This window comes from uncultured Bradyrhizobium sp., assembly GCF_947648125.1.
In the GTDB taxonomy this organism is placed as follows: domain Bacteria; phylum Pseudomonadota; class Alphaproteobacteria; order Rhizobiales; family Xanthobacteraceae; genus Bradyrhizobium.
The window spans coordinates 1-14,689 of record NZ_CANSMR010000060.1; the positions used below are offsets into that span (position 1 = coordinate 1).

Sequence of the window (14,689 nt, forward strand, 5' to 3'; positions counted from 1 at the left end):
TCCTCGATCTGCGCCTTGATCTGGCCAACGCGGGCGTCGATGTCCTTCTTCTTGCCGGCGCCCTTGACGATCGTGGTGTTCTCCTTGTCGATCACGATCTTGCCGGCGCGGCCGAGCATGTTGACCGTGACGTTCTCGAGCTTCATGCCGAGGTCGTCGGAGATCAGCTGACCGCCGGTCAGGATCGCGATGTCCTCCAGCATCGCCTTGCGGCGATCGCCGAAGCCCGGCGCCTTGACGGCGGCGACCTTGAGTCCGCCGCGCAGGCGGTTGACCACCAGGGTTGCCAGCGCCTCGCCCTCGACGTCCTCGGCGAGGATCAGGAGCGGACGGCCCGACTGCACCACGGCTTCCAGCACCGGCAGCATGGACTGCAGGCCGGTCAGCTTCTTCTCGTGCAGCAGGATGTAGGCATCCTCGAGCTCGGCGGTCATCTTCTCGGCGTTGGTGATGAAGTAGGGCGACAGGTAGCCGCGGTCGAACTTCATGCCCTCGACGATGTCGACCTCGGTCTCGAGCGACTTGTTCTCCTCGACGGTGATGACGCCCTCGTTGCCGACCTTCTGCATCGCCTGCGCGATCATCTTGCCGATCGCGGCATCGCCATTGGCCGAGATGGTGCCGACCTGGGCGACTTCCGAAGAGGACGCGACCGGCTTGGCGCGCTTCTCGATGTCCTTGATCACGGCGGCGACCGCGGTGTCGATGCCGCGCTTGAGGTCCATCGGGTTCATGCCGGCGGCGACCGACTTGGCGCCCTCGCGGACGATGGCCTGCGCCAGCACGGTCGCGGTGGTGGTGCCGTCACCGGCGGTGTCGTTGGTCTTGGAAGCGACCTCGCGCAGCATCTGCGCGCCCATGTTCTCGAACTTGTCGTCGAGCTCGATCTCCTTGGCGACGGTGACGCCGTCCTTGGTGATGCGGGGAGCGCCGAAGCTCTTCTCGATGACGACGTTGCGGCCCTTCGGGCCGAGCGTCACCTTCACGGCATTGGCGAGCACGTCGACACCGCGCAGCATGCGGTCGCGGGCGTCTCCGGCGAATTTTACGTCCTTGGCAGCCATTGATTTGAACTCCTGGAATGATTGGATGCGGTCGCCCGGCATCTGCGCCCGTCATTGCCGGGCAAAAGCACGAAGTGCGTCTTCGTGCCTGATGACCCGGCAATCCATCGTCCTTGCGAGACTCTTTCGAAGCGTGATGGATGCCCGGGTCAAGCCCGGGCATGACAGCGGAGAGACTGGGCGCTCTCGAATTGGTCGTGGCCTTACGCCAGCACGCCCATGATGTCGGACTCCTTCATGATCAGGAGCTCCTGGTTGTCGAGCTTGACCTCGGTGCCCGACCACTTGCCGAACAGCACGCGGTCGCCGATCTTGAGGTCGATCGGGATCAGCTTGCCGGCCTCGTCGCGGCCACCCGGGCCGACGGCGACGATCTCGCCCTGGGACGGCTTTTCCTTGGCCGAGTCCGGAATGATGATGCCGCCCTTGGACTTCTCCTCGGCATCGATACGCTTGACCACGACGCGGTCATGCAGTGGGCGGAAGGTGGATTTAGCCATGACGTTCCCTCTTGGAGGCTCGGTTTCAGGTCCGGTTCATCGAGACCGGCGTTGAATGCCGGCCCGGTCGGCGCTAGGCAGGACGCCCAGCGCATTTAGCAATCGTGGTGCGAGAGTGCTAATTGTGCGCCGGGAAATATGGCTTGGCGCAGTTTCTGTCAAGCAAACGGGTTAAGGCCTTGGTGAGGCCAATATAGGATGGTGGACCGGAAACCAAATCGTAGCGATGACGTAATTTTGTCAGACGTCATTGCTCCGCCTTAAGTTTTACGCTTGGCTGCATGACGGGTGCGGCCGGGAGATAGTTCGGGGGATGCATATGATCAGGTCACTCAACGCGCGATTGGTCGCACGGTTCGCGGCTGTCTCGGCGCTGACGACACTTTTGGGGGCGTGCGGCAGCATGAGCCTGCCGTCGTTGTCGTCGAACCCCGAGCCGGGGCCCGTCGAACCGGGCGTGGCTCCGGAGATGCCGGCGAGCATCCGCCCCGACGAGATCGTCGGCCGCTGGGGCCTCGCCTCGTTCCAGAATCCCGCCGACCGTGCCCGCACCGAGGCCGCCGCACGCGGCCAGTGCAAGCAGCCTTACGTGATCGGCGCCGGCCAGAACGGCGGCGTCATCATGCATCTGGCGGATCAGGCCACCCCGCAGGAACTGCGGCTGAAGGGTTCCCCGAGCGGCAAGAACTATATCGGCCCGCCCGGACCTGTGCCCGGCGAGCAGGACCGCGAGATCATCTCGTTCGACGGCCGGGTCCTCATCACCCGCTTCGTCGACAAGGACGCCGCCACCCGCTACGGCAACATGGTCTATGTCCGCTGCGCCCCGAGGGCGTGACGCGGCTGGCACGTCATTCGGGGGCGAGGCGACGCATCGAATCTCAGGTGCGCAATTGCGCACTGCCAATCTCGACGTCATGGCCTCGCCGTCTGTCAAAACAAAAACCGCCGGCCCCGAGGGCCGGCGATTTCGTCTGTCCCTGAACGGACCCCGGGCACGAACCTTGCCGTGTGCGCCTGGGGTCGTGACTCGCACAGACCTGCTTTATCGCCGGACACCAACCCGATTTACGCCACCATTCAGGTTGCCGCCCGCGTGATGACGAACCGTGGCCCGCGCCACCGGACGAGGCCTTAGCACGACGCCTGCCCTCGCCACGCAACCGTGCGGATAGCCGACATACTGGCAGTAGACGACCGCCTTGGCCGGTGCCGAATTGAGGGCGACACCTGCTGCCCCCAACAAGAGGCTGGCCACAATCCCCGTAACCGTCACCGACTTGGTCGAAAAAATGTTCGTCCGATGCATGATGATCCTCTCCATCGCAAGCGAACCGACGATGATGGCGGCGGTTCAGGCACGGCTGAACATATGATTGGCAGGGGATAGGCGATGTTGACGTAGATCAACGCCGGGCGCGGGCCGCCGCCATGCGAGATCGATCTCCTTCATATGAAAGAGGGCGGCTCATTGAGCCGCCCTCTTGTCGTGTCGTTGCGCGGATCTCACTGACAGACGTAACTGTGGCCGTCGGCCATCTTCGTCATCGTACCTGGTTCGCAGGTGATGCCATTGGCTGCCTTGTAGTCCGCCCATCCGGCATACCCGTAATACGGACTGCCACCATTGTAGGCTCGTGCCGGATAGTAGGGCTGGCCAAAGTGGGGATCCGTCTGGGCGGCGTATGCATCGGTCCAGTTATTCGTGCCCCAGCCAGCATAGACCGGCGCAGTGGCGGCTGCCGTGGCGACCGCGGCCGTGGCGGCGATCCCCGCGCCGACCCCGTACCCGTACGCGGCGCGCCGGGTGTGGCGACGCGCAACGCCCGCGGCGCTCATGGGCGTCAGCGGTCGGCCCACGCGCGCCTGGGCGCTTTCAACCGAAGCCGAAATGCCGCCCTGCTTAGACAAGGTGATGGAGAACAGTGTCGCACAAGCGAAAGTCGAGAGCGCAATTGCAGTATTTCTGACAATTCTTCGCCTCATGTTCTATCTCCAGTGTTGAGTACTTCAGTGACTCCCCCCAATCGGTGATCCCTTAACAAGGCGCAGGTATCAGCGCGGAAGAACCCGCCGCGCATCGTCACAGTTTCAATAACGGCTGCGCCCGAGCGAAGCCGGCTTGCCCCCGCCGGATGCGCGTAACGAGTGGCCCGCAAACCTGTGCTGTGTGGAAGTACGAAGCCCCGATCGGGGGCGACCGGATTCACTCCCGAAGTCCGATGCAACCGGCACCCAATCCTGGCTCCCGGCAGACGCATGACAATTTCCCTCACACACAGTATGCGCCTGCGACAGCAGCCCTGCCAGCAAATTTGCAGATGTCACAATTGGCACAAACTGCATGCGGTCGAGACAGAGGATCTGACCGCTGTGCCACTTGACGCGCATGCAAGGAAAGCTACCGCGCAAGATCACTCACGAAGCGATCGCGATGATCTCACACCTCTGTCTGGTGATCCCTCACGGGGCTGGACCATCGCCCAAACAAAAACGCCGGCCCGAGGGCCGGCGCTTTCGTTTTGATCCGACAAATCTCAGTTGAACATCGCGTCGATGTCGTCCTGCGAGGCATGGCCGGCGTCGCCGTCGAGCTTCGGGCCGTTGAGCAGGCGGGCATCGCCCTCACGGGTGTCGACGATCGGCGGGACGTGAGTCTTGATCGCGTCGACGCCGCCCCAGATGTTCATCATCTCGTTGATGTGCTGTTCGATGAACTTCATCGTCTGCATCACCTTGCTGATGCGCTGGCCGGTGAGGTCCTGGAAGTTGCAGGCCTCGAAGATCGAGACCACGCGCTCCTGAATATCTTCGCTGAGCCGCTTCTGCTGGTCGGGCGTCACGTTGTTGGCAAGCGCAGTCGCGGCCTGGTCGATCGCTTCCACCGCCTCGAGGATCTGCTGGGTGGCCTGTTCAGTGCCGCCGACCACGGCGCCGAGTTCGCCATTGACCTTGGCCATCTCCTCGCCGTTGAAGCTCTTGCCGTGCAGTACGGCGATCTCGCGCTTGGTGCGGCTGATCGCGTCGTGGATCAGGTCGAGCTCGACCTTGAGCTTCTCGCACTGTTCGACCTGCGCGCGGTAGGTCTCGAGCAGCGCGTGCGTCTCGGCGACTTCGCGGGCGACGGCGGCATCGACGGTGTCGCCGGTGCGCTGCGCCGGCGCTGCGGCCATCTGGGCGCGGATCGAGCGAAGCTCCGCCATGATCTCCCGATGCATCGGACCGAGCTCGCCGCCGCCGGCAACTTCCGGCTCCGGCATCACGACTTCGCCCATGGCCTGCTCGACACGAAAACGCTTCCGCTTCACTGACATGATTTCATTCCCGCCCCTTCACTGCCGTCCGTTCTAGCGAGAGGTGATTTAACGTCAGGTTCACGCGGGAACAGTTTGCGCGGATGGCGGGCAATCGCCGCGATACCGGCGATTAACCATGTCGCCGCGGCATTCACGCAAAATAAACGCTGTCAGGCAAAACCGCGCGCCGCTGTCGAGATGGTGAATCGAAACGGCCGCTCCGTTTACCAAACCGATGCGGTTTTCATTGCTTATTGACCACGTGCAACGGCGCATGTGCGCTCCGTCCACGTCACACGTCACGACGAAACCAGTACAGAGTACGTCGATGTTCAGGAAAACCACGCTTGCGCTGCTCGCCGGCGCTTCTTCGCTTATTGCCGTTCCCCATCATGCCATGGCGATCGACGCGTCGGCTCAGCCCGAGCCCACCGTGATCTACGCCAACCAGGGCGCACCGCAGCCGCCGATGCGCACCGCCTATGTGCAGCCGCAGCGCTCCAACATGGGCGGCGGCTTCATCGAATTCCTGTTCGGCGATGCGCCATCGTCACAGGGTTATTCGCCGCAGCCGATGTATCAGCAGCAGCCTGGCTATTACGGCAACCGCCAGGGGTTGCCGCCGATGGATCCGCAGCAGCAGATGATCCGGCAGCAGGAAGAGGCCGCCGGCGATCCGACGCAGCGTCCGTTCGATCCCAGATATGAAAAGCAGCTGGTCGATTACAGCGGCAAGGAAGGCGCCGGCACCATCGTCATCGATACGCCGAACAAGTTCCTCTATCTGGTGCAGGGCGACGGCCGCGCGCTGCGCTACGGCATCGGCGTCGGCCGCCCCGGCTTCACCTGGGCCGGCGTCAAGACGATCTCGGCGAAGAAGGAATGGCCGGCCTGGACGCCGCCGCCGGAAATGCTGGCGCGCCGTCCCGATCTGCCGCGGCACATGGAAGGCGGACCGGAGAATCCGCTCGGCGCCCGCGCGATGTATCTCGGCTCGTCGCTCTACCGCATCCACGGCTCCAACGAACCCTGGACGATCGGCACCAACGTCTCGTCCGGCTGCATCCGGATGCGCAACGAGGACGTCATCGACCTCTACGGCCGCGTCAATGTCGGCGCCAAGGTCGTCGTGATGTGAGACGTTTGTCTGCGTAGCCCGGATGAAGCGAAGCGAAATCCGGGAGCGACCTCACCGCGGATAGATCTGTCCCGGATTGCGCTTCGCTTCATCCGGGCTACGGACTGATCAAAACAAAACGGCCGCTCGATGGAGCGGCCGTTCGTGTTTCATGCGGCACGCCTACGCGTAGTTACTGTCGTCGCCGTCTCCGCCGCCGTCGAAGCCGTCGTCATCATTGTCGAAGCCGTCGGAATCGTGATCGGTGTTGTAGTTGTCGTCATTGTTGTTGTTCGACGCCTGATCGAACAGGCCGGCGCGCGAGCCGCTGTCGCGGTTGGAGCCGATGTCGTTGACCCCGGCGTCACGGGCGAGGTCGCTCGACGACTGGTCGCCGCCCCAGGGGCGTGAACCGCCGCCGAGCCCGCCGGCATCCGCCAGCGACTGGTGGCCGCCGCCGCCCATCATGCCGCGGATGCTGGAGAGCAACAGCCCGCCGCCGACCACGCCGGCCGCGGCCGCCGCCGCCGTGCCGAGGAACGAGCCGCCACCGCCACCGGGCGCGCCGCCGCCGAAGGCCGGGGGCTGCGGGCCACCATAAGGCTGTCCGTATTGGGGCTGACCGTATTGCTGCGGCGGCTGGCCATAGCCGCCCGCCTGCTGCATCGCCTGGCCCGAGTTCCAGACCGGGCGGCTGCCGCCAACATCCGGCGGGCGCACCGGCGGCACCGAGCCGTGCGGCTGCTGGCCCTGTCCGAAGATCGCATCGCGCATCGAATCGAGGAAGCCGCCGCCCTGCTGCTGTGCAGGCTGCTGCTGGCCGACCGCGGCCTCGAGCTCCTGGATCCGGTCATGGGCGCGCTTCAGCGCCTCGTCCTGCACCAGCGCGGTCTGCACCAGCGTGTAAACCGCATTCGGCGCGCTGCGCAGGCCCTGCATGATCGCGGACATGGCCTCGCCGTCGCGCGGGGCATTCTCCAGCTTGGCGAGCCGGTCGAAGAGATCGTCAATCAGTTGGCGTTCTTGCGGTGTCATGGCGTTCTCCATTGCGTCGATCGAATCGGCGCGCCGCTGATGTAGGACGGGCTTTGTGGCGCAAGGAGTGGGGGCCAGAATTAAATTTATGTATGCGACAATCCGACCGGCGGTTTTTCGTGAACCTTATCAGGCAGGTGTAACTTTATTCGAGTGTAACTTTATTCAGGGCCAGCAGCGCGGGGAAATCCTCGCCCGCGAGATAGGCATGTTCGGTCTCGCGCTGCGTCGTCAGCGGGTCGAGGTTCTTCAGGGTTTCATCGACGAAACCGGGATGGCACATCACGAGCCCGTCCTCGGGCAGGCCGTCGAGGAAGCCCTGCATCAGGCCTGCGAATTCACTGCCGCGCGTAAAATCGTAGGCGCCGGCGAAGGCCGGGTTGAAGCGCAGGCCCGATCGCTGCGCCTTGATCCGGAATTGGGTGCTGAGCACGTTCAGCACCAAAGCCTTCGGCGCCGCCAGTTGGCGCGCCAGCGGACCTTCGCGTCCGCACTGCCGCACCCAGGCGTTGGGCGCACGTTCCTTCACGGCGCGCAGGAAGCCGTCGCGCACCTGCGGGAACAGCTGCGCGTGCTGATGGCCGTCGACGAAATCGGGCGCGCGGCCGAACAGTTCGTGGAAGGCGTCGAGCTGCGCCAGCACCTCGGCATGGACCAGCTCTGGATCGAGCCGATGCATCAGCCCGGCACGTAACAGCCTCGGGAACGGCAGGAACATGTCGCCGTCGAGCGGGCGGAAATGCATCGTCAGCGGCCGGAACGGCGCGGTCAGCGTCACATGCAGCCCGATCGCACAGCGCGGGCTTTTCGCCACCGAGGCCGTGAGCGCGGCGGCCGCCTCGCGGCCGATCGCCGGCGTCACCATCATCACCGACGTCGCATTGAGGCGGCCGCGCTCGATCAGGTCGCGGATCGCGCGGTTGACGCCACAGCTCAAGCCATAATCGTCAGCACACAGCCAGATCCGGCGCGGCGAAACTTCGCTCATTCGGCGGCGGTCCGCTCGGTGGCGCTCTGCGCCGTTCCGCCGTCGGCATGCTTCTCGGTGTGCTCGGCGACGAAGTAGATCGGCCGCGCCTTCAATTCGGAGAGGATCTTGCCGATATATTCGCCGACGATGCCGATCATGATCAGCTGCACGCCGCCGATCGTCATCACGCCGATCATCAGCGATGGATAGCCGGGGACCTGCTTGCCGGTCGTCAGCACTTCCCACAGAATCGAGAGACCGAACAGGAAGGCCGCGCCGGCGAGCAGCGCGCCGAGCAGGCTGGCGAAGCGCAGCGGCGCCACCGAGAACGAGGTCAGGCCCTCGATCGACAGGCCGATCAGCCGGCCGGCATTGAAGGTGGTGACGCCATGTGCACGCGGTGCCGGCTCGTAGTCGACGCGGATCTGCTTGAAGCCGATCCAGCTCGCGAGGCCCTTGAAGAAGCGGTTGCGCTCCGGCAATTGCCGCAAGGCCGCGGCCGCGCGCGGCGACAGCAGGCGGAAGTCGCCGGCATCTTCGGGGATCTGCTGCCGCGCACCCCAGTTGATCAGCGCGTAGAAGCCGCGCACGGCAAGCCGCCGGAACGCCGATTCATTGTCGCGATGCGCCTTCGCCGTGTAGACCACGTCGTAGCCGCCATCGATCCAGTGCGCGACGAGCTGCTCCACCAGCGTCGGTGGATGCTGGCCATCGCCATCCATGAACAGCACCGCGCCGCGGCGGGCGTGGTCGAGGCCGGCCATCAGCGCGGCTTCCTTGCCGAAATTGCGCGACAGCGACACCACCTGCAGGTCGAGCCCGTCGGCGGGCAGGCCGCGCGCGATCGCAAGCGTGTTGTCCGCGCTGCCGTCGTCGACATAGACCACTTCGCAATTGAGCCCGTAGCGGGCGCGCAGTGAGCTGGCGAGGTCGATCAGCCGTTGGTGCAGTGCCGCAAGCCCGGCGGCCTCGTTGTAGACGGGCACGACGATGGACAGACCCTGCGCGGCGGCGGTCTTGGCGGTCGTGGTCAGGCTGGAAACGTCAGAGCCCAGCATCATCGGTCAGGTTCCAGGACTAGAGCGTTCTCCAGCGAAATCGGGTTCGCCTTCGCGTGAAGAAAACGCGTCACAACGAGAGATCATGAACACAATATGGTACCGACGGCCGGCTGTCGCCAACATGAACGGCGACACCGACTCATTGTCGCAGGAACGCCTCGAGCTTGGCGAACAGCGGGTTCTCGCGGTCGAACACATAGTCCAGCGACACCACCGACACGGTTTCGGCGCCGTGCTCGCGCAGGAAGCTGCCGAGCGCGTAAAGCTTGCCCGGTGGGCAGTGCAACGTAAGCATGCCCGACGAGGTCGGGCCGCCGAACGGGGCGACCACGCCGAAACGGGTATGCGCCTCGGACAGCAGCGCGTCGTTGCAGCCGGCGAAGCGGGTGCGGACCTCGCGGTACTTGCTGGCGCGGGCGCGCGCGGCGATGTGGTCGAGGATGACGCGCGCGGTCTCGCGGGCGCCGGTCGACCAGTCGGCATCACGGGAGGCCACCAGATTGGCCTGGCTGCGCAGCATCACGCCGTCGTCGAGCACCTTGAGCCCGTTGGCGGCGAGCGTCGCGCCCGTTGTCGTGATGTCGACGATCAGCTCGGCAGTGCCGGCCGCGGGCGCGCCCTCGGTGGCGCCGGCGCTCTCGACGATGCGGTAGTCGCCGACGCCGTGCTTCGCAAAGAAGCCGCGCGTCAGGTTGATGTATTTGGTCGCAACCCGCATGCGGTGATTGTGCTGCTCGCGGAAGCCACTTGCGACGTCGTCGAGATCGGCCATGGTGCGAACGTCGATCCAGGCCTGCGGCACCGCGACCACGACATTGGCATAGCCGAAGCCGAGGCCCTCGATCATCAGCACGCGCTTGTCGGCATCCGGAATGCTCTCGCGCACCAGGTCCTCGCCGGTGACGCCGAGATGCACCGAGCCGCGCGCCAGATTGGCCGCGATCTCGCTCGCCGAGAGATAGGCGATCTCGACATTGTCGACGCCGGCGATGGTGCCGCGATAGTCGCGCGCGCCGCCGGCCTTCGACAGGGTCAGCCCGGCACGGGCGAAGAAGCTTTCCGCGTTTTCCTGCAAGCGCCCCTTGGAGGGAACGGCGACGACGAACGGCGTGGTCATTGGGCGCCTCCGGTGGCGCCGGCCTTGCCGTGCCGGGTCATCGCCTCGATCCAGACCGAGAAGCCGACCGCGGGGATCGGACTGGCCGAGCCGAGCTGCGACATCAGCCCGTCATAGCGGCCGCCCGCGACCAGCGGCTCGGCGCCATTGCCCTTGGCGTGCAGCTCGAACTCGAAGCCGGTGTAATAGTCGAGGCCGCGGCCGAACGCGGTCGAGAACCGCGTCTTCCTGATGTCGATGCCGCGGGCGGCCATGAAGCCGACCCGGCTCTCGAACTGGTCGATCGCCGCGGCAAGGTCGAGCCTGGCGTCGGCGGCCAGCGCGCGCAGCTGTGCGATGGCGTCGTCGGGATCGCCCGATATGGCGAGGAAGCGCTTGATGGTGGCGAGCGCATCGCGCGGCAGCGCGCCGCCCTTCAGCGTCGATTGCTCGAGGAAACGGTCGGCGATCTCGGCGACCGTGCGGCCGCCGACATTGGTGGTGCCGGCGATCGACATCAGGTCGGTGACCAGCGCCAGCGCCGCCTTGCGGTCGGAGCCGGCTAGCGCCGCAAGCACGCCCTCATATTCGTTGCGGCCCGGCGCGGTCGCCAATGTCAGCTGCTCGATGTCGTCGGTCAGCGAAACCTTGCGGTTGAAATCCTTGATCAGCCGGCGCCGCCACACCGGATAGAGCTCGAGTGCATCGATCAGCGCGTTGAACAGCGCGACGTCGCCGGTGCGGATCTCGACATCCTTCAGCCCGAACGCCGTGGTCGCCTCCAGCGCCAGTGCCAGCATCTCGGCGTCGGCCGCGGCGCGGTCCTGCCGTCCGAAGGATTCGATGCCGGCCTGCAGGAACTGGCTCGGCTGGCCGTCGCGATAGCGGAACACCGGCCCGAGATAGCTGAAGCCGGCCGGCTGGCCGGCGCGGGGCGAGGCGAGGTAATCGCGCGCCACCGGAATCGTGAGATCCGGCCGCAGGCAGAGCTCCTCGCCGCTCGGGTCGGCCGTCAGATACAGGCTCTTGCGGATGTCCTCGCCGGACAGGTCGAGGAACGGCTCGGCCGGCTGCAGGATCGCGGGTTCGGACCTCAGATAACCGGCCTGCGCGAACGAGGCCAGCAGCGCATCCGCCCATGAAGCGGATCCGGCGGCGGATCGTGGTGCGGCAGCTTCGGTCATCTCGACGTCCAATTCGCTCCGAAATCGCGTTTCAGTGCGGGTTCCATGGGTGGTGTTGGCGGAGCCCTTAGCATGGCCGTATCAGGCTTTCGACAGGGATCAGCCAAGTGGCTTAATGATTGGGTTCGTTAACGATTTTGCGACGGCTTGGCTAGGGGAAGATGTTTCCCCACAACCCGTGACCGTAGCCCGGATGGAGCGCAGCGAAATCCGGGGCATCTCGCGCCACGAGAGAGACCCGGATTGCGCTTCGCTCCATCCGGGCTACGCGCTCACCTGATCCCCCAGTCCCCCAGCGCCGCCTGCACCAGCGTCAGCGCGGCGACGGCGGCAGTGTCGGCGCGCAGGATACGCGGTCCGAGTGCGAGACGGAGGATGTTGGGCTGGCGCAGCAGCAGCTCGCGCTCCTCCTCGGCAAAGCCGCCCTCGGGGCCGATCAGCACGTCGATCCCGCCGTTCGCGGCGGTCGTTGCCTGCAGCGCCTGCACCGGGTTCGCCACTTCGGCGGCCTCGTCGCAGAACACCAGAAGCCGCGCCGGATCGCGCCCCGCCAGGAAACGCTCGAGCGGGAGGGGATCGGCCACCTCGGCAAGCGAGATGATGCCGCATTGCTCGGCGGCCTCGATTACATTGGCGCGCATGCGTTCGCTGTTGACCCGCGACACCTGGGTGAAGCGTGTCAGCACCGGCACGAGCCGTGCGGCGCCCATCTCGATCGCCTTCTGCACCATGTAGTCGAGCCGCGCATGTTTCAGCGGCGCGAACACATAGGTCACGTCGGGCAGGCGGTCCTGCGGGCGGGTCTGCGTCGTGATCGTCAGCGTGTCGGCCCGCTTGCGGCCGGAAATCTCGGCGCGCCATTCGCCGTCGCGGCCGTTGAACACCAGCACGGCGTCGCCGGCGGCAAGCCGCAGCACGTTGCCGAGATAGTTGCTCTGGTCGCGTTCGAGCGAAACGGTCGCGCCAGCACCGAGCGGGGCATCGACAAACAGGCGTGGGCTGCGGAAATCGAGTTCAGGCATGTCCTAGGTTCCTGAACCGCGTTCTAGCCCAAAGGTGCTGCCAAGTATCGCCCGCTTCTGTTGATTGCGATCGGAGGGGATCGCCAGATTCCATGACCGACATCGTGTGTGCCGGCCGAAACGGCTTCAATGCGTCGGGGCAAGTTAACCAAGCCGGGCGACACCGTAGTCCCTCGGACTCGTCAGGACCGCTCCGGCCAACTACTACAGGGATGTCGATATATTGCTTCTGTCACCAAGTCATTTTTGAAGTCCGAGGGGTCGCTTGCACGCGGCCCCTTTTGCCGTTCGGACAGCGCATGGAGCCGCGGATTCAAACCGACGCATGGCCGAAAATCCCGTTCAGGCACAATTGATGACCCGGTTTTACCGCCGTTCGCAGCCTAAAGGCTTCAAATCGGGGAACAATTTAATGTGGCCGGTGTGGCCCTACGCCGCGCTGTCGCCCAAATCCACGGGTTGTTAAGGGCTCACAGGAATCGTAAAACGCCCCCAAATTTCGTTGCTTCGTTTTGTTGCGCTGGGGTTGCCTGGACCTTTTGCCGGAGAAACACCCTCGATGATCCGCCGACTGATCGTGCTGACCGTTGCCGCGACCGCCCTGTCCGTGGGGCACGCTGCCGCCCAGAGCGCCTTCCCGGCGCCGCTGCCCAATCAGGGCCAGGCCGGCACCGCGTCGGATCCCGCGTTCCCGCCGGTGAACGGCGCACGTGCAAGCCGGGCAGGCACCGCTTCAGATCCTGCGTTCCCGCCGGTCAACGGCGCGCCGGCGGCCAGGGTCGGCGCCACGCCGTCGGCATTTCCGGCCAATGGTGCAGCTCCCATCGCCGGCGGCGGTCTTTCGTCTCCGCCGCCCCCGCCCGGCGCCGGCGGTGGCGCGGCCGGTGACGCCTGCATGAAGGATTTCGTCCCGCTGCGCGAGGAAGCCGAGAAGCGCGGCAAGGCGATCAAGGCGGCGAGCGACCGGCACGCCAGCCCGCAGGAGGCCTGCAAGCTGATCGGCAATTACAGCCAGGCCGAAGTCAGGATGATCAAATACGTCGACACCAACGCATCGAAGTGCGGAATCCCGCCGCAGATCTCCAATCAGCTCAAGGACGGTCACAAGAATACCGAGGCGTTGCTGAAGAAGGTCTGCAACGTCGCGGAGCAGGCGGCGGCACAGCCGCGCGGGCCCGCTGGGCCGTCGCTGAGCGACGTGCTCGGCTCGTCCGCCTCGCTGCCGGAAGCGACACCGACCAAGAAGGGCGGCAGCACCTTCGACACGCTGAACGGCAACGTTCTCACCCGATGATTTGAGCGCCCGATGATTGACCAGCCATGAGCGATGTCTCCGCCCGCGTTGCCGACTCCACAGGCAACTGGGTGGATACCCATGCGCCGGTCTGGTCGCGGCCCTATCTGCGGCTTGCGCGCTACGACCGGCCGATCGGCTCCTGGCTGTTGCTGATGCCGTGCTGGTGGTCGGCGGCACTCGCCGCCGGCGTCGCGCATGATGTTCGCTCGCTCCCGCTCGTCGTCCTGCTGTTCTTCATCGGCGCCTTCGTGATGCGCGGCGCGGGCTGCACCTGGAACGACATCACCGATCGCGATCTCGACGCCAGGGTCGAGCGCACACGGTCGCGGCCGATCCCGGCCGGGCAGGTGACGGTGACGCAGGCTGTGGTCTTCATGGTCCTGCAGGCGCTGATCGGGCTTGCGGTACTTTTGCAGTTCAACCGCTTTGCGGTGATAACCGGCATCGCCTCGCTCGCGATCGTTGCGATCTACCCGTTCATGAAGCGGATCACCTGGTGGCCGCAGGTCGTGCTCGGCCTCGCCTTTTCCTACGGCGCGCTGATGGGCTTTGCGGTGATGCTGGAGCGCATCGATGCGGCCGCGATCGCGCTCTACGCCGGCTCGATCGCCTGGGTGATCGCCTACGACACCATCTACGCCCATCAGGACGCCGAGGATGATGCGCTGATCGGCGTCAAATCCACCGCGCGCCTGTTCGGCGAGCGCACCCATCGCGCGCTGGTGATCTTCTATGGTCTCGCCGTGCTGCTGATCGGCGTGGCGTTCGCGCTCGCGGGCGCACGCTGGCCGGCCTGGATCGGCCTTGCGGCGTTCGCACTGCATCTCGCCTGGCAGGTCCGGCGGCTCGACACCAGCGACCCCGCGCTCTGCCTGCGCATCTTCAAATCCAACCGCGATGCCGGCTTCATCCTGTTCGCGAGCCTGGTCGTCGATGCGGTGCTACGGGCGGCTTAGGTCGCGAGAATGCGAAGCTGCGTCCTCATTCTCAACTGTCATCGCCCGGCTTGATGTTCAGCCCGGGGACATGACCGACGGGTGTTCGGGG

General features: G+C 65.5%; 15 protein-coding genes. 4 read left to right on the top strand and 11 right to left on the bottom strand.

The annotated features are described in order from the left end of the window. Both groL and Q0030_RS40115 read right to left on the bottom strand, forming a co-directional pair. Positions 1 to 1,064: chaperonin GroEL (groL, locus tag Q0030_RS40110; RefSeq protein WP_298380534.1), on the bottom strand; the 1,064-nt coding region annotated here is incomplete at its 3' end. Between the two features lie 203 nt (positions 1,065 to 1,267). Continuing rightward, positions 1,268 to 1,564, bottom strand: a complete 297-nt coding sequence (locus Q0030_RS40115; RefSeq protein WP_166210015.1) for a co-chaperone GroES — start codon at positions 1,562 to 1,564, stop codon at positions 1,268 to 1,270. A 319-nt stretch (positions 1,565 to 1,883) separates the two neighbouring features. Between Q0030_RS40115 and Q0030_RS40120 the strand changes: the two genes are divergently transcribed. Continuing rightward, positions 1,884 to 2,402, top strand: coding sequence for a hypothetical protein (locus tag Q0030_RS40120; RefSeq protein ID WP_173638579.1), 519 nt, complete (start codon positions 1,884 to 1,886; stop codon positions 2,400 to 2,402). A 207-nt stretch (positions 2,403 to 2,609) separates the two neighbouring features. Here Q0030_RS40120 and Q0030_RS40125 read toward each other — a convergent pair whose 3' ends face one another. The 3 genes from Q0030_RS40125 to Q0030_RS40135 form a co-directional block, all read right to left on the bottom strand. Continuing rightward, positions 2,610 to 2,873, bottom strand: coding sequence for a hypothetical protein (locus Q0030_RS40125; protein ID WP_298380537.1), 264 nt, complete (start codon positions 2,871 to 2,873; stop codon positions 2,610 to 2,612). A 197-nt stretch (positions 2,874 to 3,070) separates the two neighbouring features. Beyond that, on the bottom strand, positions 3,071 to 3,550 hold the full coding sequence (locus tag Q0030_RS40130) for a hypothetical protein (RefSeq protein ID WP_298380539.1): 480 nt from the start codon (positions 3,548 to 3,550) through the stop codon (positions 3,071 to 3,073). Positions 3,551 to 4,101: 551 nt separating this feature from the next. After that, a complete protein-coding gene (locus tag Q0030_RS40135) occupies positions 4,102 to 4,878 on the bottom strand; it encodes a protein phosphatase CheZ (protein WP_298380541.1) in 777 nt (258 codons plus the stop codon). A gap of 310 nt (positions 4,879 to 5,188) precedes the next feature. Between Q0030_RS40135 and Q0030_RS40140 the strand changes: the two genes are divergently transcribed. Beyond that, positions 5,189 to 5,998 (top strand): L,D-transpeptidase family protein, encoded by an 810-nt coding sequence (locus tag Q0030_RS40140; protein WP_298380543.1) that lies wholly within the window; start codon positions 5,189 to 5,191, stop codon positions 5,996 to 5,998. A 162-nt stretch (positions 5,999 to 6,160) separates the two neighbouring features. Here Q0030_RS40140 and Q0030_RS40145 read toward each other — a convergent pair whose 3' ends face one another. The 6 genes from Q0030_RS40145 to Q0030_RS40170 all read right to left on the bottom strand — a co-directional run bounded on the left by Q0030_RS40145 (position 6,161) and on the right by Q0030_RS40170 (position 12,345). Then, entirely contained in the window at positions 6,161 to 7,012 is an 852-nt protein-coding gene (locus Q0030_RS40145) for a DUF2076 domain-containing protein (protein WP_298380545.1), read from the bottom strand. A gap of 145 nt (positions 7,013 to 7,157) precedes the next feature. Beyond that, the gene (locus Q0030_RS40150) at positions 7,158 to 8,000 is read right to left on the bottom strand and encodes a ChbG/HpnK family deacetylase (RefSeq protein ID WP_298380547.1); all 843 of its coding nucleotides are present in this window, start codon (positions 7,998 to 8,000) and stop codon (positions 7,158 to 7,160) included. After that, complete coding sequence (locus tag Q0030_RS40155; RefSeq protein WP_298380549.1) at positions 7,997 to 9,043, bottom strand: glycosyltransferase family 2 protein; 1,047 nt, start codon at positions 9,041 to 9,043, stop codon at positions 7,997 to 7,999. The genes Q0030_RS40150 and Q0030_RS40155 overlap by 4 nt, the downstream gene beginning before the upstream one ends. A gap of 139 nt (positions 9,044 to 9,182) precedes the next feature. Continuing rightward, entirely contained in the window at positions 9,183 to 10,160 is a 978-nt protein-coding gene (gene hisG, locus Q0030_RS40160) for an ATP phosphoribosyltransferase (protein ID WP_298380551.1), read from the bottom strand. Further along, complete coding sequence (locus tag Q0030_RS40165) at positions 10,157 to 11,323, bottom strand: ATP phosphoribosyltransferase regulatory subunit (RefSeq protein ID WP_298380553.1); 1,167 nt, start codon at positions 11,321 to 11,323, stop codon at positions 10,157 to 10,159. The genes hisG and Q0030_RS40165 overlap by 4 nt, the downstream gene beginning before the upstream one ends. 272 nt (positions 11,324 to 11,595) lie before the next feature. Next, positions 11,596 to 12,345: a 16S rRNA (uracil(1498)-N(3))-methyltransferase gene (locus Q0030_RS40170; RefSeq protein ID WP_298380555.1), complete on the bottom strand. Its 750-nt coding sequence runs from the start codon at positions 12,343 to 12,345 to the stop codon at positions 11,596 to 11,598. Between the two features lie 559 nt (positions 12,346 to 12,904). Between Q0030_RS40170 and Q0030_RS40175 the strand changes: the two genes are divergently transcribed. Then, positions 12,905 to 13,639 (top strand): hypothetical protein, encoded by a 735-nt coding sequence (locus Q0030_RS40175; protein WP_298380558.1) that lies wholly within the window; start codon positions 12,905 to 12,907, stop codon positions 13,637 to 13,639. Between the two features lie 26 nt (positions 13,640 to 13,665). Then, positions 13,666 to 14,598 carry a 4-hydroxybenzoate octaprenyltransferase gene (ubiA, locus tag Q0030_RS40180; RefSeq protein WP_298380561.1) on the top strand — a complete coding sequence of 311 codons (933 nt, stop codon included), beginning with the start codon at positions 13,666 to 13,668 and terminating at the stop codon, positions 14,596 to 14,598. The last annotated feature ends 91 nt before the right edge of the window (positions 14,599 to 14,689 follow it).